16 protein-coding genes are annotated in these 16,996 nt (G+C 61.9%); 12 read left to right on the forward strand and 4 right to left on the reverse strand.

All coding sequences use genetic code 11. The annotated features are described in order from the left end of the window. Nucleotides 1-18: 18 nt before the first annotated feature. Together ACCD02_RS29895 and ACCD02_RS29900 are read left to right on the forward strand one after the other, a co-directional pair. Nucleotides 19-2,676 carry a DUF4118 domain-containing protein gene (locus ACCD02_RS29895; RefSeq protein ID WP_413309816.1) on the forward strand — a complete coding sequence of 886 codons (2,658 nt, stop codon included), beginning with the start codon at nt 19-21 and terminating at the stop codon, nt 2,674-2,676. 55 nt (nt 2,677-2,731) lie between these two features. Continuing rightward, a complete protein-coding gene (locus ACCD02_RS29900) occupies nt 2,732-3,421 on the forward strand; it encodes a response regulator (RefSeq protein ID WP_413309818.1) in 690 nt (229 codons plus the stop codon). A 105-nt stretch (nt 3,422-3,526) separates the two neighbouring features. Here ACCD02_RS29900 and ACCD02_RS29905 read toward each other — a convergent pair whose 3' ends face one another. Continuing rightward, nucleotides 3,527-4,558 carry a patatin-like phospholipase family protein gene (locus tag ACCD02_RS29905; protein WP_413309820.1) on the reverse strand — a complete coding sequence of 344 codons (1,032 nt, stop codon included), beginning with the start codon at nt 4,556-4,558 and terminating at the stop codon, nt 3,527-3,529. A gap of 154 nt (nt 4,559-4,712) precedes the next feature. On the opposite strand from ACCD02_RS29905, the gene ACCD02_RS29910 reads away from it, so the two are divergent. The 6 genes from ACCD02_RS29910 to ACCD02_RS29935 all read left to right on the forward strand — a co-directional run bounded on the left by ACCD02_RS29910 (nt 4,713) and on the right by ACCD02_RS29935 (nt 10,834). Continuing rightward, nucleotides 4,713-4,991 (forward strand): hypothetical protein, encoded by a 279-nt coding sequence (locus tag ACCD02_RS29910; protein WP_413309822.1) that lies wholly within the window; start codon nt 4,713-4,715, stop codon nt 4,989-4,991. A 187-nt stretch (nt 4,992-5,178) separates the two neighbouring features. Continuing rightward, entirely contained in the window at nt 5,179-6,096 is a 918-nt protein-coding gene (locus tag ACCD02_RS29915; RefSeq protein WP_413309824.1) for an AAA family ATPase, read from the forward strand. Then, nucleotides 6,093-7,049: a DUF58 domain-containing protein gene (locus ACCD02_RS29920; protein WP_413309826.1), complete on the forward strand. Its 957-nt coding sequence runs from the start codon at nt 6,093-6,095 to the stop codon at nt 7,047-7,049. The genes ACCD02_RS29915 and ACCD02_RS29920 overlap by 4 nt, the downstream gene beginning before the upstream one ends. After that, nucleotides 7,046-9,037, forward strand: a complete 1,992-nt coding sequence (locus tag ACCD02_RS29925) for a DUF3488 and DUF4129 domain-containing transglutaminase family protein (protein WP_413309828.1) — start codon at nt 7,046-7,048, stop codon at nt 9,035-9,037. The genes ACCD02_RS29920 and ACCD02_RS29925 overlap by 4 nt, the downstream gene beginning before the upstream one ends. Before the next feature lie 148 nt (nt 9,038-9,185). Continuing rightward, on the forward strand, nt 9,186-9,953 hold the full coding sequence (locus ACCD02_RS29930; RefSeq protein ID WP_413309830.1) for a CHAD domain-containing protein: 768 nt from the start codon (nt 9,186-9,188) through the stop codon (nt 9,951-9,953). Nucleotides 9,954-10,039: 86 nt separating this feature from the next. Then, complete coding sequence (locus ACCD02_RS29935) at nt 10,040-10,834, forward strand: acyl-CoA thioesterase (protein ID WP_413309831.1); 795 nt, start codon at nt 10,040-10,042, stop codon at nt 10,832-10,834. A 138-nt stretch (nt 10,835-10,972) separates the two neighbouring features. On the opposite strand, the gene ACCD02_RS29940 is transcribed toward ACCD02_RS29935, so the two are convergent. From ACCD02_RS29940 to ACCD02_RS29950, 3 genes are all read right to left on the reverse strand, one after another. Next, nucleotides 10,973-11,146 (reverse strand): hypothetical protein, encoded by a 174-nt coding sequence (locus ACCD02_RS29940; protein ID WP_413309833.1) that lies wholly within the window; start codon nt 11,144-11,146, stop codon nt 10,973-10,975. An 87-nt stretch (nt 11,147-11,233) separates the two neighbouring features. Next, entirely contained in the window at nt 11,234-12,715 is a 1,482-nt protein-coding gene (locus ACCD02_RS29945) for a methyl-accepting chemotaxis protein (RefSeq protein ID WP_413309835.1), read from the reverse strand. A gap of 99 nt (nt 12,716-12,814) precedes the next feature. Then, the gene (locus ACCD02_RS29950) at nt 12,815-13,633 is read right to left on the reverse strand and encodes a TatD family hydrolase (protein WP_413309837.1); all 819 of its coding nucleotides are present in this window, start codon (nt 13,631-13,633) and stop codon (nt 12,815-12,817) included. A gap of 182 nt (nt 13,634-13,815) precedes the next feature. Here ACCD02_RS29950 and ACCD02_RS29955 point away from each other — a divergent pair, with 182 nt between their 5' ends. The 4 genes from ACCD02_RS29955 (at nt 13,816) to greB (ending at nt 16,942) form a co-directional block, all read left to right on the forward strand. Further along, nucleotides 13,816-15,243 (forward strand): transglycosylase SLT domain-containing protein, encoded by a 1,428-nt coding sequence (locus ACCD02_RS29955; RefSeq protein WP_413309839.1) that lies wholly within the window; start codon nt 13,816-13,818, stop codon nt 15,241-15,243. Between the two features lie 99 nt (nt 15,244-15,342). Then, complete coding sequence (locus ACCD02_RS29960) at nt 15,343-15,777, forward strand: DoxX family protein (RefSeq protein ID WP_413309841.1); 435 nt, start codon at nt 15,343-15,345, stop codon at nt 15,775-15,777. Between the two features lie 324 nt (nt 15,778-16,101). Continuing rightward, nucleotides 16,102-16,410: a class I SAM-dependent methyltransferase gene (locus ACCD02_RS29965; RefSeq protein ID WP_413309843.1), complete on the forward strand. Its 309-nt coding sequence runs from the start codon at nt 16,102-16,104 to the stop codon at nt 16,408-16,410. A gap of 58 nt (nt 16,411-16,468) precedes the next feature. Further along, nucleotides 16,469-16,942 carry a transcription elongation factor GreB gene (gene greB / locus ACCD02_RS29970; RefSeq protein ID WP_413309845.1) on the forward strand — a complete coding sequence of 158 codons (474 nt, stop codon included), beginning with the start codon at nt 16,469-16,471 and terminating at the stop codon, nt 16,940-16,942. Nucleotides 16,943-16,996 lie beyond the last annotated feature (54 nt).

A 16,996-nucleotide genomic window follows, 5' to 3' on the forward strand; every position in this document is an offset into this window, starting at 1 on the left:
TCAATGGAGAGCATCAAGTTGAGTGATTCCGGCCGTGCCGACGCCTTGTTGGCGGACCTGCCCAGGGAGGGCCGTGGGCGGCTCAAGGTGTTTCTCGGCGCCGCGCCGGGGGTGGGCAAGACCTACGCGATGCTCCAGGCCGCCCATGCCCAGTTGCGCCAGGGCACACGAGTCATTGCCGGGGTTGTGGAAACCCATGGCCGTGCGGAAACCGAAGCGTTGCTTGGCGGCCTGCCGCAACAAGCCTTGCTGCGCTCGGAATACCGCGGCGTGACCCTGGAAGAAATGGACCTGGACGGTCTGCTCAAGGCCGCGCCGAAACTGGTGCTGGTGGATGAGCTGGCCCACAGCAACGCCCCCGGCAGTCGCCATGCCAAGCGCTGGCAGGACATTCAGGAACTGCTGGCCGCCGGCATCGACGTCTACACCACGGTCAACGTCCAGCACCTGGAAAGCCTCAATGATCAGGTGCGCGGCATCACTGGTGTGCAGGTGCGCGAGACCCTGCCGGACTGGGTGTTGCAGGAAGCCTACGAGCTGGTGCTGATCGACCTGCCGCCCCGTGAGTTGCTGGAGCGCCTGCGCGAGGGCAAGGTCTATGTGCCGGAACAGGCGCGGGCCGCCATCGATGCATTTTTCACCCAGACCAATCTCACCGCCCTGCGCGAGCTGGCGATGCAGACGGCCGCTGCCCAGGTGGATGACGATCTGGCCCAGGGCTACCGGCAACTGGGGCAGGACGCACCCGCCGTGCGCGGGCGCCTGTTGGTGGGTATCGACGGTGATGCCCAGGCCGAGCGCCTGGTGCGTCATGCCAGCCGGGTGGCGCAGCGGCGGCATTTGCCGTGGAGCCTGGTCCATGTGGATAACGGCCGGACCCTGGACGAAGTGGCGCGCATGCGTCTGCAGAATGCTCAGCAACTGGCCGAGCGGCTGGGGGGCGAGGTGATTCTGCTGCGCGCGGGCGAAGTGGCGAAAACCCTGATCCAGCATGCCGCCGAACGCCGCGCCAGTCTGGTGTTGGTCGGTCAGTCACGGCCGCGCCTGCGTCGGCGCCTGTTCGGCGGTGGCCTGGCGGCGCGGCTGTTGCGCGATGCCCATGGCCTGGAAATCAACGTGCTCGACAGCGAGGCGCGCACCGATCAGCCGGTGGTTCGCTCGGCGCGGCAACTGGTCTGGTTCGACTATGCCCTGGCCCTGATCGCGACCCTGCTGGCCAGTGCTCTGGCCTGGGTGGTGGCGGGGTTTCTGGCGCTGCCGAATATCTCTCTGGTGTTCCTCGCCGCCGTGCTGCTGGTCGCCGTACGCAGCAGTCTTGGACCGGCCCTGGCCTGTGCGGCGCTGTCGTTCCTGGCGTACGACTACCTGTTCATTCCACCGACCTTTTCCCTGAGCATCCAGCGCGAAGAAGACGTGCTGACCCTGCTGTTCTTCCTGCTCATGGCGGCACTGACCGGTAATCTGGCGGCCCGCCAGCGCCGCCAGTTGCAGGCCTTGCGCGATACTCAGGAAGAAACCAGCGAACTGCTCGACCTGTCGCGCAAACTCACCGCTGCTACGGACCGTCAGGCTGTATTGAGCGCGGCCGCGCAGCATCTGGGGGGCTGGCAGGAGTTGCAGGTATGCCTGTTGGAGCGCGACGGCCAGGGCGGCTGGAAAGACGCCAGCGGTGGCGCGCTGCAACTTTCAGAGTCTGAGCGCGCCGCCGCCGACTGGGCCTGGCAGCATGATCAGGCCGCTGGCCATGGCACTGGCACCTTGCCCTCCGGGCGCTGGTGGTGGTGGCCGTTGTCGGCGGAGGAGGGGCCACTGGCGCTGCTGGGCGTCTGCCCTCGTGAGGGGCAGGCATTCAGCGCGCAACGCCGTCGTTTGCTCACGGCCCTCAGCCAACCCCTGGCCCAGGCCCTGGCCCGGGCGCAACTGGCCGAGGAACTGGAAGCTGCGCGGCTGCACGGTGAGACCGAACAGTTGCGCAGCGCCTTGTTGGCGTCGGTATCTCATGACCTGCGTACGCCGCTGACGGCCATGCGCGGCAGCATCGACAGCCTGCTGGCCCTGGGCGAGGCGATTCCCCGGGAAGACCGTATTGAGTTACTGGAAGGCACTCGCGATGAAGCCGAGCGCCTGGATCGCTATATCCAGAACCTGCTGGACATGACCCGCCTGGGCCACGGCGCCCTGAAGCTGGCCCGGGACTGGGTGTCGCCCGGTGATATCGTCGGCAGCGCCCTTAACCGCCTGCGTGCGGTATTGGCGCCATTGCAGGTGATGACTCGCTTGCCGGAAGACTTGCCGCTGCTCTATGTGCACGCCGCGCTGATCGAGCAGGCACTGGTCAACGTGCTGGAAAACGCCGCGCGTTTTTCGCCGGTGCAGGGGCGCCTGGCCGTCGAGGTGGCGGTCAATGACAGCGAGGTGTCCTTTGCCGTCAGCGATGAAGGACCGGGGATTCCCGAAGCCGAACGGGCGAAGATTTTCGATATGTTCTACACCGCTGCCCGTGGCGATCGCGGTGGCCAGGGCACGGGGCTGGGATTGGCGATCTGCCAGGGCATGGTCGGCGCCCATGGCGGGCGGATCAGCGTGGCTGAGGGCATCGAGGGGCGCGGCACCTGCATCACCTTGCATTTGCCGCTGCCAACTCAGCCGGAAGGTGAAACGGAAAGCTATCCATGAGCCTTGATTGCGTTAGGCTGGCGGCTCTTTTTCGACTGACACGAGCACGACCGGCATGAACCAGACTTCCACCCTTCTGGTGATCGACGATGAGCCGCAGATCCGTAAATTCCTGCGCATCAGCCTCGCGTCACAAGGCTACAAAGTCCTCGAAGCGGCTACTGGTAACGAAGGCTTGAGCGTGGCAGCGCTGAACAAGCCCGATCTGGTGGTGCTGGATCTTGGCCTGCCGGACATGGATGGCCAGCAGGTACTGCGCGAACTGCGCGAATGGTCTGCCATACCGGTGCTGGTGCTGTCGGTACGGGCCAGCGAAGCGGAGAAGGTTCAGGCCCTGGACAGCGGCGCCAACGACTACGTGACCAAGCCGTTCGGTATTCAGGAATTCCTGGCGCGGATCCGGGCGCTGCTGCGCCAGGCCGGCGGGACTGAGCAAGGGCCGTCGGCGTCGGTGTTCGGCCCGCTGACGGTGGATCTGGCCTTTCGCCGGGTGCTGCTCGATGGCGTCGAAGTCAGCCTGACCCGCAAGGAGTACGCGGTGCTGGCACAGCTGGCCAGACATCCGGGGCGGGTCATCACCCAGCAACAACTGCTCAAGGACATTTGGGGCCCGACCCATACCGAAGACACCCACTACCTGCGCATCGTCGTCGGCCATCTACGGCAGAAGCTCGCCGACGATCCGGCGGCGCCACGGTTTATCGTGACCGAGGCGGGAGTTGGTTATCGTTTGCTGGAACACTGAGATCCCGCCGATCGAATGCGATCCCTGTAGGAGCTGCCGAAGGCTGCGAAGCGGTGTCAGGGCCATTCGCAGCCTTCGGCAGCTCCTACAGTTCAAATCAGTTGGTCAGCGCCCATGCTCCTTCTCATACCGATCCAGTGTATCGCTGGCTATCTCCCGGCCCAGGGCGATCAGTTCCGGCGCCTTGTAGAACTCGAAGAAGCGGCACACCCGTTTCGGCACGTTGATCAGGATATCCGGCGGGTAACCGGCGATCTTGTATTGCGCCAATGAAGTCTGCATCACCTCGAAACTCTGGTTGATCAGATCCAGCAGAGACGCCGGGCCGACGTTATCGACGATAAACGAGCCTGCAGCCGACCTCGGAGCGCCGGCCGCTTGCGGTGCAGCGGCCGGTTGCTGATCGAGCGGGTCGGCCGACTCTTCGCCAGGCCAGGTCGCGGCGACGGTTTCTATCTGCAACAGTTCCGGGTTCAAAGGGTCGAGCTTGCGTCGGAACGGCAGGCGTGAGCCCAGGGAACCCATCAGGCTGTCGAAACGTCGCTTGACTGCGGGCGTGCGCTCGATCACCGGTAGCTGGTACTGGCCCTGATTGGTGGCGTTGAGGTTGACGGCGACGATCAGATCACAGTGGCTGGAAACTACGGGCACTATGGGCAGCGGGTTGAGCAGGCCGCCATCGACCAGGGTGCGGTTGCCCTGGATCACCGGGGTAAACAGGCTGGGAATTGCCGCAGAGGCACGCATAGCCTGATGCAGGTTACCTTCCTGGAACCAGATTTCCTGCTGGTTGGTCAGATCGGTGGCTACGGCCGTGTAGGGGATGCGCAGGTCTTCGATATTGATTTCGCCAACGATCTCGCGAATCTGCCCGAAAACCTTTTCCCCGCGGATGGCCCCCAGGCGGAAACTGACGTCCACCAGACGCAGGACATCGAGGTAGTCCAGGCTCTCTATCCACTCGCGGTATTCGCGCAATTTTCCAGCGGCATAGACGCCGCCGACCACTGCGCCCATGGAGCAACCGGCAATACAGGCAATGTCATAACCACGCCGTTCCAGCTCTTCGATCACACCGATATGGGCATAACCGCGCGCGCCGCCGGAGCCCAGCACCAAGGCTATTCGTTTGCTCATCGCTCCTCTCCTTTCGCTGACGGCCCACCATACCCGTAATAGAGCGCGAACGACCATGAAAACGGTTACTCTTGGCGCCTGTTATCACGGCACTTTTGCGTGGCGGCATCGTCAAACTCGCACACTGGATTTTTACTCGTTGAGGAACACCCCCATGAAAGCCTGGATCTGCCTGCCACTCATTCTTCTGTCCCTGGCTGGATGCGCTGCAAAAACCGGTTACCGTGAGAGCTGTGGTACGCAACTGGATGCCGCCTGGCATGAGCTGGATCTGGCCAAGGCTGAAGGTTTTGCCGGCACTGTCAGCTACTCCAAGGCCTTGTCGCTGTTGACCGGCGCCAAGACCCAGCAGCAGTTCGAGGCCTTCGAAGGCTGCACCTCCAAGGCCGAGAAAGCCCGCTTCTATATCAAGGAATCCCGCGCCGGGCGTTGATCGCCGATTTGTGGGACCGGCTTTAGCCGGGAATATGTTTGCCCGGTCCCACAGGCACTCCACCGAGTTTTATAGCTGCGCATAAAGCCTGTCTGCCATCATTTCCATCGCCGCGCTGGTGAAAACGCCTAAGCTGACCTTAAAGTGGTCTGGCATTTTTTACGGCAGTCGCCTGTAGAGGTTAGCGATGGGCAGAAAACTCGATGAATGTCTGAACGCCATCAACGAAGTGGTGTTGGGCAAAGAACCCCAGGTGCGCCTGGCGTTGACTTGCCTGTTGGGCGGCGGGCACTTGTTGATCGAGGACTTGCCCGGCATGGGCAAGACCACCCTGAGCCATACTTTGGCGCGGGTGCTGGGTCTGAGCTTCCAGCGTATTCAATTCACTTCCGATCTGTTACCGGGCGATATTCTCGGCACCTCGGTATTTGATCGGGACACCGGGCAGTTCATTTTTCATCCGGGGCCGATCTTCGCCGAACTGGTATTGGCCGACGAAATCAACCGCGCCACACCCAAGAGCCAGAGCGCGTTGCTTGAAGCCATGGAAGAGGGGCAGGTCACCATCGAAGGGGCGACCCGGCTGCTGCCTGATCCGTTTTTCGTCATTGCCACCCAGAACCCGTTCAGCCAAGGCGGCACCTTTGCCTTGCCCGAATCGCAACTGGACCGTTTCCTGATGCGCCTGTCCCTGGGTTACCCGGCGCGAGCCGCCGAGAAGGCGTTGCTGTTGGGCGAGTCCCGGCGTGACTTGCTGCCTCGCATGCAGCCGTTGCTTGATCATGCCGAACTCGGCGCCTTGCAAGCCCAGGCGCGCCAGGTTCGGGCCAGCGACGCCCTGGTCGATTATGTGTTGCGTCTGGTCGATGCCACGCGCAGTCAGCCCCAGTTCGCCTATGGCCTGTCACCCCGGGCCAGTCTGGCGATTCTGGCGGCGGCGCGGGCCTGGGCCCTGCTGGCCGGGCGCGATTATGTGATCCCCGAAGACGTCCAGGCGATTTTGCCTGCTGTGATCGGCCATCGCCTGCGCGAACGTTCAGACCCGACCGGGCATGGCGGCGGTGCCTTGGTGCAGTGGCTGCTGCGTGAGGTGTCAGCACTTTGATCGAACAGTTCAAACCGCGCTGGCAACGCTGGCTGGTTCGGCGTATTCCCCCGGCGTCACGCATCGAACTCAACCATCGGCGGATTTTCATCATGCCGACGCGGGTGGGTGGCACCTATGCACTGGTGCTGTTTCTGATGCTGCTGGTGGCGATCAACTACCAGAGCAGTCTGGCGTACGCCCTGACGTTCCTGCTGATGTCCGTGGGCCTGTTGGCGATCCTGCACACCTATCACAATCTCAGCGGCCTGGTGCTCAGTGCCGGGGCCGCACGTTCCGTGTTCGTCGGCGAACCGGTACAGCTGCGCTTGCGCCTGGAAAGTGCCGGGCAGGCGCATCAGGCCATTGCCCTGGGCTGGAGTAGCGAGCAGCTGCAGCAGGCCGATGTCTCGGCCAAGGGCTTGACCGAGGTGGAAATGACCCTGCCAGCCCTGCGTCGCGGCTGGCTGCGGGCACCGCGCCTGCGGGTCGAAAGTGTGTTCCCGCTGAGTATCCTGCGGGCCTGGAGTTGGCTGGATCTGGAGCAGACGGTGCTGATCTACCCGCGCCCCCTGGCCGGGAGCATGCCGTTGCTCAAGGGCGCCCAGCCCCATAGCGAAGACGAAGGCCATGCCACGCCGGGGCAGGGGGTCGATGATTATCAGGGCCTGCGCCCGTATCAGCCGGGAGATAGTCGTCGGCGTTTGCACTGGAAGGCCTATTCCCGGGGCCAGGGCCTGTATATCAAGGATTTCGCCGATCTCAGCGGCCATGATCTGTGCCTGGATTTCATGGCCCTGGCCGGGGATATCGAAGAGCGCCTGTCGCGCCTGAGTTACTGGGTCGTGGAGTTGTCCCAGCGTCAGCAGCCGTTTGCCCTGCGCCTGCCGGACTTCCTGTCCCGGGTCGACAGCGGCGATGCCCATCGTGAAGCCTGCCTGCGCGCCCTGGCGCTGTATGGAGTGCGTTCGTGAACACCAAGGCCAGCCAGGGCACGCCGATTCCCCGTATCAGCCTGACCTGGCTGTTGCTGGCCCAGGCCCTGGTGATCGCGCCGTTCTTGCAGCATTTGCCGGTGTCGATAATTCTCCTGTGGCTGGGTTGCACCTTCTGGCGGGTGCAGATTTTTCGCATGCGCGCGCGTAACCCCGGTACCTGGGTCAAGTCGGGGCTGCTGGTGGGGACCGCAGGTGGGGTTTATCTGGCCCGGGGCAGCCTGGTCGGGCTGGATGCCGGAGCGGCGTTGCTGATCGCTGCCTTCGTCCTGAAAATGCTGGAAATGCAGACCCGCCGCGATGCTCTGGTGCTGATCTTTCTCGGCTTTTTCTGCGTGGCGGTGGGCTATCTGTTCGAAAGTGAACTGCTCTGGGGGGTGTTTACCCTGCTGCCGGTCTGCACCTTGCTGGCGGCACTGATCGGCCTGCATCAGTCCGACCTGTCCAATGGCGCGGGCAGCACCCTGAAGCTGGCGGCCAAACTGATGTTACAGGCCGTGCCGCTGATGCTGCTGTTGTTCCTGTTTTTCCCGCGGCTGGAGCCGCTGTGGTCGTTGCCGCAGCCCGGTGGCAAGGCGCTGACCGGGCTTTCCGACAGCATGACCCCGGCGGATATCGCCGAGCTGAGCAAATCGGCGGCGCTGGTCATGCGCGCCAGTTTCAGCGGGCCGCTGCCGCCCCGTAACCAGCTGTACTGGCGGGCCCTGACTCTAGAGCAATTCGATGGTCGGCGCTGGTCGCAGTCGGCGCGAGCGCAGACCGTGCAACTGCCGGACTGGCGCAAGTACGGCGAGCCACTGAGTTATAACATCGTTCTGGAACCGTCCGGGCGGCCCTGGCTGCTGGCCCTGGACACCGCCGAAAACGCCCAGGCAGATGTCCGGCAGATGAGTGATTTTCGCCTGCAGCGCCGGCGCCCGGTGGATCAGGCATTGATGTACGACCTGCGCTCCTGGCCCGAGGCGGTGCGGGATGCGCAACTGACCGAGAATATTCAGCGCCAGGACCTGCAATTGCCCGCCAAGGGCAACCCGCAGGCCCGGCAATGGGCGGCCGACCTGCTGCGCCGCTATCCAAAGCCGGATGCTCTGGTCAACGCCATGCTCGACTATTTCAACCGCGAGCCTTATCACTACACCCTCAAGCCGCCGACCTTGAGCGCTGATACGGTGGACAGCTTTCTGTTCGACAGCCGGGCCGGCTTCTGTGCCCACTATGCCGGGGCCATGACTTTCGTCCTGCGCGCTGCAGGAATTCCGGCTCGGGTGGTGGCCGGTTATCAGGGCGGCGAGTGGAACGAAGGCGGGCAATATCTGACCGTGCGCCAGTTCGACGCCCATGCCTGGGTCGAATACTGGCAGGCCGGGGTCGGCTGGCGCAGCGTCGACCCTACCGCCGCCGTCGCACCTCAACGCATCGAACAGGGGTTGGAACAGGCCCTGGCGGCGGACGAAGGCTTCCTGCAGGACTCGCCGATGTCAGCCCTGCGCTATCGCAATGTCGCCTGGCTCAACGCCCTGCGCATGGACTGGGACAGCCTCAATTACGGCTGGCAGCGCTGGGTCCTGGGCTACCAGGGCCAGCAGCAGTTGCAGGTGCTCAGTCGCTGGTTCTCCGGTTTCGATGCGCCGGTGTTCGGCGCGGGTGCGTTGCTGATTCTTGGGCTGATGGCGCTCTGGCTGCTCAAGCCCTGGCAGCGCGAAAGCGACTCGCAGTTGCGTCTGTTCAATGCGTTTGAACGCTTGCTGGCCCGTCATGGTCTGCATCGTTTACCGGGGGAGGGCGCCGACGCCTTCGCCCGCCGTGCCGTCGCGCAGTTCCCGCAACAGGCCGATGCCATCAAGCATTTTGTCGAAGAGTTTCAGGCTCAGCGCTATGCCGGGCAATCAGCCTCGGCGGCGCAACTGCGCCGGCGTTTGAAGCAACTGCGGCGGCGCTTGCCGTGGCGACGTTCGGCAGTTAAATAGCCATGTGTTTTCAGTATGTGTGGGAGCGAATTCATTCGCGAAGAGGTCGGTACATTCAATACATCTTCCGGGACCGCGATACCGTTTTCGCGAATGAATTCGCTCCCACAGAATATGGCGCTCATTCAGATAATTAGGGAGATTTTAAATGTCTTCACGGGTTGACCATCTGGTCGCCGAATTCGTCTCACTCGAGGTCAGGTTGCTGGCGTGTCATGCACGCCTGGCCGCTTCCACCGACAGTGAAGCGCTGCATGACCTGCGCACCACCGTGCGCCGTTTGCGCAGCGTATTGCGGCCCTTGCGCGGCCTGCCGGGCGTCGATCAACTGGAGGAAGCGGCCAAGGCGGTCGGCCAGGTGACCACGCCCTTGCGCGATATGCAGGTGCTGGAAGCCTTTCTGGCCAATAAAGGCCTGGAGCAAGCGGCGCGGCGCCGCCATGACTTCCTGCGCCGGGCCTGTCCTGCCGTGGCAACCTCGGCGGAGTTGAATCGCCTGCTCGGCATGCTCGACCAATTCCCCGGCTTTGTCCGGGTGCAGCAGCGCCAGGGGCTGATGCGCGGCCTGGGCAAGCGTATCGCCAAGCGTCTGCACAAACAGTGGAAGCAATTGGAGCAGGCGATTGCCGATCCGGCCCATGACCGCCATCGTCTGCGTCTGCTGATCAAACGCGTGCGCTATGCCGCAGAGGCCTACCCCGAACTCAGTCACACCTCCCAGACCGCGACTGCCCGACTCAAGGCGGCTCAGAGCGCTCTTGGCGATTGGCACGATCATTTGCAATGGCTGGCCCAGGCCGGGCAGCAAAGCGACCTGGCGCCCTGTATCGCCGGTTGGCAACTGGGTATCGTGCGGGCCGAAGGCAAGGCAGATGAAGCGCTCAAGCGTCTGCACAAGGCGTGTTTTGCCGATTGATTGGCGGATATGGAACCTATGGTCGGGCAGATCAGCGGTTAAGATCGTGGGAATAATCCTACAAACATGCCTGCCTTGGGGTTCCCATGACGTTTTCCGAATTGATCGATGCAGTACGCCAGAACCCGTTGGCCGTGACCGTACCCCCCGAGTGGGGACAGGGGCGGGCGAGCTTTGGCGGGCTGATGGCGGCCCTGCAATACGAAGCCATGCGCATGCAGGTGCCCGAGGATCGACCGGTGCGTTCACTGGCGATTACCTTTGTCGGCCCGGCCGAACCCGGTGTGCCGATCGCTTTTGAGGTGGACGTGCTGCGTGAGGGCAAGGCGGTCAGTACCTTGCTTGGTCGGGCGATGCAAAATGGTCAGGTGATGACCCTGATTCAGGGCAGTTTCGGCGCGCCCCGGGAATCGGAGATCGAAGTCGACTCCGTCGCGGCGCCAGTCTTCAGGAGCCTGGAAGAAAGTTTTCAGCTGCCCTTTGTCGAAGGGGCGATGCCTTCTTACCTGCGCTTCATGGATGTTCGCTGGGGGCTGGGTGGCGTGCCGTTCAGCAACACGCCATCCCCGGCCATCGGTGGCTATGTGCGCTTTCGTGATATCGAGCAGCAGCCCATGACCGTGGCTCATTTGCTGGCTCTGGTCGACACCTGGCCACCGGCAACCCTGCCGCACCTCAAGCGCCCGGCACCGGGCAGCACTCTGACCTGGACCATTGAATTCCTCCAGCCCATGCCAGCCCTGGATACTCACGACTGGTGCCAGTACCAGGCAGTGATCGAGCATTCACGCCATGGCTACGGCCACACTGCAGCGGGGCTGTGGGCGCCCAATGGCAAGCAGATTGCGATCAGTCGGCAGACGGTTACAGTGTTTGGTTAGATCAACCCCCGTCATGTGTTGAATTCTGTGGGAACGAATTCATTCGCGAAAGCGGTGTTCCAGGCGCTGAAGCTGCACCGGCTGTACCGCCCTTTTCGCGGATGTATCCGCTCCCACAAATCTTGATCAGTCTGTGCGTCAAGAGTGGTTCGCCAAACGATGCTGAGAAGCCAGCGCCGCCGCCAGACTGATCAAGCCAATGGCCAGCGATGGCAGGCTGCCCGACAGTGCGCCGTCAGCCAACAGCAGGGTGGCGAGCGTAAACAGAGGCACTGCCAGCGGATTGCGGGAGTTGAAAAATACAGTGGCCATGGCGGTTCTCTTCAAGACATCGAGTGATGCCTTGAAGAATACGCATGATTCTCATTCGTCGCGAATCGAGCCTGCCTATCGACGCGATTAGAGTTTCAACTGACCGATGGCCTTGCTCAACTCACCGGCCAGGGTGGCCAGTTCGCCGCTGGTGTTGGCCGAGTCGACGGTCTGGTTCACGGTGCGTTCTGTGACGTCGCGGATGCTGACCACCGCGCGGTTCATTTCTTCCGCCACCTGGCTCTGCTGCTGGGCGGCGACAGCGATCTGCGTATTGCTCTCGCGCATCTGTGCCACGGCACCGGCGATGGCCGCCAGGGCTTCCCCGGCTTCCTTGGCCTGCTGTACGCATTCGTCGGCCTTGAACGAGCTGTCCTGCATGAAGTCCACGGCATCCCGGGTGCCGGCCTGCAACGCCGAAACCATGGTGGTGATTTCGTCAGTCGAGGTCTGTACGCGCTTGGCCAGGTTGCGCACTTCGTCGGCGACCACGGCAAAGCCACGGCCCATTTCCCCGGCACGGGCGGCTTCGATGGCGGCGTTGAGGGCCAACAGGTTGGTCTGTTCGGCGATGCTGTGGATCACGTTGACCACGCCATTGATCTTCTGGCTGTCTTCGGCCAGGCGCTGAATCATCTCGGCGGTCTGTTGCACGCCGCTGGACAGCCCGGCGATAGACAGCTGCACGCGATCGACCACGGCCTTGCCGCCACCTGCCAGGTTATCGGCGGTCTGGGACTGGTCGCGGGTGGTGTTGGCATGCTGGGAGATATGGAAGACGGTGGCGCTCATTTCGTTGATCGCAGTGGCAACCTGATCGGTCTCGCTCTGCTGGCCGAGCATGCCATGACGGACATCACTCATGCCCGACGCCAGGTGTGCGGCACCCTGGTCAAGGCGCGAGGCGGTCTGCGCCACGGTATTGACCACACGCTGGTAACCGGCCTGCATGGCGTTGAACGCCTTGGCCATCTGGCCGACTTCGTCTTCGCTGGACAGCGGCACGCGAGCCGACAGATCACCGCTTTTCTCGACGTGGAGCATCACGTCCTTGAGGGTGTTCAGGTGGCTGAGCAGGAAGCGGATCAGCAACTGCGAGGCGCCGAGCATGGCCAGCATCAGGATGAATACGCAGACCGCATAGTTGACGAAGCGGTCCGCCAACACCTGGCTCAGGCTGGGGGCAAAGGCCAGCACGGCGACGCGTTGGTTGTCGCCACGGCTGATGACATTGGCACCGACCAGATTGGTGCTGGCGCTGTGGATCGGCTGGGCCAGTTCAACCCAGTCCCGACCGCTGGCCAGTTCCGTCAGCGGTTGGTTGTTGAAGCTGGGCGCCTGGCCCTGGGTGAAGACCAGAATATTGCTGCCAGTGGGCAGGGCCTGTGTTGCTGGCCAACTGCCGAGCAGGCGGGCCTGGGCCTGGGCTGAATCGCGGGCATCATCGAACCTGGCGTTGTGTTCCAGTTGCAAGGCGTAAAGCACTAGGAACAGGGTTGTGATGAAGGCGACTGCGTTGACCGCCCAGAACTTATATTTCAGCGAAATGTTGCTAAGCCATGAGCCCATAATTGGTCTTCTTTTGATAAAGCATTGATAGACGTGCGGCAAGGTGCCATCAGGGTGACGCAATCTTTAGGTTATCTGTTGATTTGCGTCAAGAAGGTGTCATTTGTTGCCCTCGGGCAGATTTGGCAGCAAAAAGAATGCCTGAGCGCAGGCGCTGCTGTGTTCGGCCAGATCCTCCAGGCTTTCACCGCGATGCAACGCCACTTCGCGCAGCACTTCGGGCAAATATGCGGGTTCGTTGCGACCGTTCTTCGGTTTCGGGCGCAAGGTGCGTGGCAGCAGATAAGGCGCATCGCTTTCCAGCATCAGGCGACCGCGGGGAATGTCGCGCACCAGTGGGTGCAGGTGGGTGCCGCGGCGTTCGTCGCAGATCCAGCCGGTGATGCCGATGTGCAAGTCCAGATCCAGATAGCTGAACAGGGCCTTTTGCTCGCCAGTGAAGCAGTGCACCACGGCGGCAGGCAAGCGGTCGCGATAATCACGCAGGATTTCCAGCAGGCGTTGATTGGCGTCACGCTCATGGAGGAACACCGGCAATTGCAGCTCCACGGCCAGGGCCAGATGCGCTTCGAGGACCTTTTCCTGCTGCGGGCGCGGGGAAAAATCCCGGTTGAAATCCAGGCCACATTCGCCGACAGCGCGCACGCGATTTTCTTTTAGCAGGGCATGCAACTGTTTCTCGCTTTCATGGGTCCAATCGCTCGCTGAGTGCGGGTGGATACCAGCCGTGGAGAACAGGCGCAGAGCGGATTCGTCCAGCTCAAGGCAAGCCTGCAAGGCCTGTTCGCTGCCCTCGACACTGGTGCCAGTGACCACCAATTGGCTGACCCCGGCGGCGTAGGCACGGTCCAGTACCGCCTGTCGCTGGGAAGTAAAGCTGGGGTTGGTCAGGTTGACGCCGATGTCGATCAGTTGCATGGTGCTACCTCAGGCCTAGAGCCACCAAGCATATCAGAGCTTGGGTTACAACAAGAAAATGCTGTCAATTCAACGAATTGAAAACAGCCGTTGCAATGCTCTCGCAAGACCTCGCCGTAAGTGCACCAGCCGTTATTTCCTTTTTTGCCTGTTTTTTGTCCGGCATCTCCCTGGAGAAGTGAATGACCCGAGCCGCGCTTTTGCCCATGATTTGTCTTTCGGCATTTTTACTGCCGCAGCCTGCCTTCGCTGTGACCACCGGCCCGGTGCAGGCCCAGCATGTGGCCCAGGTGCGTGACCTGCCTGCCATTCGCAGCAGCAAGGTGCTGCGGGTGCTGGTCAACCAGAGCCGCAACAGTTCCGGCGATGTGCAGGGCCAGGAAATCGGCGTCGAATACCATCGCTTGCAGGCCTTTGAGCAATACCTCAACAGCCATGCCCGGGATGGCCAGCGCGTGACATTGAAGATCGTGCCCAAGGCCAAGAATCAACTGCTCGGTGCGCTGGAACGCGGCGAGGGCGATCTGGTTGCGCCGGGTGAACTGCTGGATGTGAGCACCGCCCAGGGCGTCGAGGCCAGTGCGCCGATCATCAGCCATGTACCCATGGTGCTGGTGGGGCTCAAGGGCCAGGCGTCGTTCAAGCGCGTCGAACAGCTTTCAGGTCGCACCTTGAGCCTGTCCACCGGCAGCGCGGCGGATGAGGCCGTACACCAGTTGAATCAGAAGCTGGCGCTGCGCAAGCTGGCACCGGTAAAGATCGAGTGGGTCGACCCGAGCCTGGCGGTGGAAGACGTGCTGGAAATGGTCCAGGCCGGGATCTATCACCTGACCGTGGTCGAGCAGCCGATTGCCGAACGCTGGGCCAAGGTCATGCCCAGGTTGCGGGTCGATCGCGCGCTGACCCTGGGCACCAACAGCAATATGAGCTGGTTCGTGCGCCGTGATGCTTCGCAGTTGCGCGACACCATTGATACCTTCCTCAAGGGCTATCACGCTCCGGCCAATCAGGATGTCGCCTTCGAGCGGGTCTACAAGCGCCTGTACCAGGTACATAACCCATTGGCCCGTGAAGATCGGGCGCGGCTGGAAAAAATCCGTCCGATGTTGCAGCGCCATGCCGACGAGCAGGGCATGGATTGGCTGAATCTGGCAGCGCTGGCGTTCAAGGAATCAGCGCTCAACCCTGGCGCCAGGGGCAGCGGCGGTGCGACCGGGCTGCTGCAGATCACCCCTTCGGCGGCCCAGCGGGTCGGCGTGGGCAATATCCAGAGTGCTGACGACAATGTCCAGGCCGGGGCGCGCTATCTGGCGCTCATCCGCCGCAAATTCTTCTCCAGTCCAAAGGTCAACGAGCGTGAGCGCATGGCCTTTGTCCTGGCCGCCTACAACCTTGGGCCGGAGCGGGTTCAGGGCATGCGCGAAGAAGCACGCAAGCGCGGGCTCAATCCCAATCAGTGGTTTTTCCAGACTGAACGGGTGGCCATGGAGCAGGCCGGTATGGGGGTGGTCAGCTACGTCAATAGTGTCAATAAATACTACCTGGCCTTCGACCACGAACGGGATTCCCTGGAGCCGGATTTGCCCGGAAAATCACTGGCACGCAAATGATCGAATTATTCGATGCGTATGTTAGGTTTTTTGCGGTATTCGTATGAGTTAATTTGATTATTATGGCGCCACTCTCTGCACACAAACGGAATTAACGCCATGAACACTCTGATCAAAACTGTACTCAACACCCGCGCTGGCTACGGCATCACCGTATTGCGCGTTATCGTCGGCATTCTACTCATGGCTCACGGCAGCCAGAAACTCTTCGGCTTCTTCGGCGGCTACGGCCTGGAAGGCACCGGCCAGTACATGGCCAGCCTGGGCCTCAACCCTGGCTACCTGATGGCGCTGATGTCCGGCAGTGCCGAATTCTTCGGTGGCCTGGCCCTGTTCCTCGGCCTGCTGGCCCGCCCGGCGGCTCTGGTGGTAACCATCATGCTGGCGGTGGCGATCCTTACCGTGCACATCCATAACGGTCTGTTCATGGCCAACAACGGCTACGAATACGGCCTGGCGCTGATGGCGGCGACCCTGGCCATTCTCATCGAAGGTGGCGGCCGTTTCTCGGTGGACGGAGCTATCGCGAAGTAAGCAAAGCGAGATAAAAACTGCGCTCCCACAGGTTGGCACTTGTGGGAGCGAATTCATTCGCGAATCAGGTCGTACATTCAACGCAGATGCGTCGCCCGGAATACCGTATTCGCGGATAAATCCGCTCCCAGACCTTCAGCGCAATGTATTTGTGCCATTTGACAACCCCTCATCGCCTTCTCTAGGATGCTGGTCTTGCGCCGATTTAAACAACTACTTGCGGGGCGCCAGGTGGGTGAGAATCCATCGAAATACCGCTAAAGCGTTGGTCCGGTGTCGCCTCTCACCGCTGCCCAGCGGAACCCTGAGGCAGAGAACCCACACATGAGCACCCTGCGCCCCCTCGTTCGTCTTTCCCCGTTCACGTCCCCGCTGCAACGTCGCAACCCGAAGATTCTCCTTGGCGGTTCCCATCAGCCAACGCTGTTGCGCTACCTCGATGGCTGGCCCAAGCGCAAAGGTCGTCCCCACGCTTTCCTGATCCAGTTCGTGGATAACTGGCAACCTCTGGCCAATTTCGCCAATGACCAGTTCGACCTCGCGGTGATTCAGGCGCCGCAACCGGAGCATCTGCAAGAAGTGGTTGGCCAGTTGGTGCGCATCGCGCGCCAGGGTTTGATTACCCGCGGTTGACGCTGTTCTTTCTCAAAATATTATGTCGGTCTGCGTTTGCAAGACTGGGGAAAGACCATTGAGCACCAACATCATCACTCAGGAAGGGCACGCCGCCCTCAAGCAGGAACTGGATTACCTGTGGCGCGAGAAACGTCCGGACACCACCCGCAAGGTGACCTGGGCGGCGTCCCTGGGTGATCGCAGCGAAAACGCCGATTACCAGTACAACAAGAAACTGCTGCGCGAGATCGACCGTCGTGTGCGTTATTTGCGCAAGCGCCTGGAGGATGTGCGGGTCGTCGCCTATTCGCCGGAGCAGGAAGGCAAAGTCTTTTTCGGTGCCTGGGTCGAGGTGGAGAACGAAGAGGGCGAGATCAAGAAATTCAGGATCGTCGGCTATGACGAGATCTACGGGCGCAACGACTACATCTCCATCGACTCACCCATGGCCCGTGCGCTGCTGAAGAAAGAGGTCGGCGATGAGGCGTTGGTGCAGATCCCGACGGGGGAGATGCTGTGGTGGATTAATGAAATATCCTATCCGAAATGAAATGAGGTCTGTGGGACCGGCTTTAGCCGGGAAGGCGCTTTCCCGGCTAAAGCC

The organism is Pseudomonas sp. Pseusp88, assembly GCF_047303955.1.
Lineage (GTDB): Bacteria > Pseudomonadota > Gammaproteobacteria > Pseudomonadales > Pseudomonadaceae > Aquipseudomonas.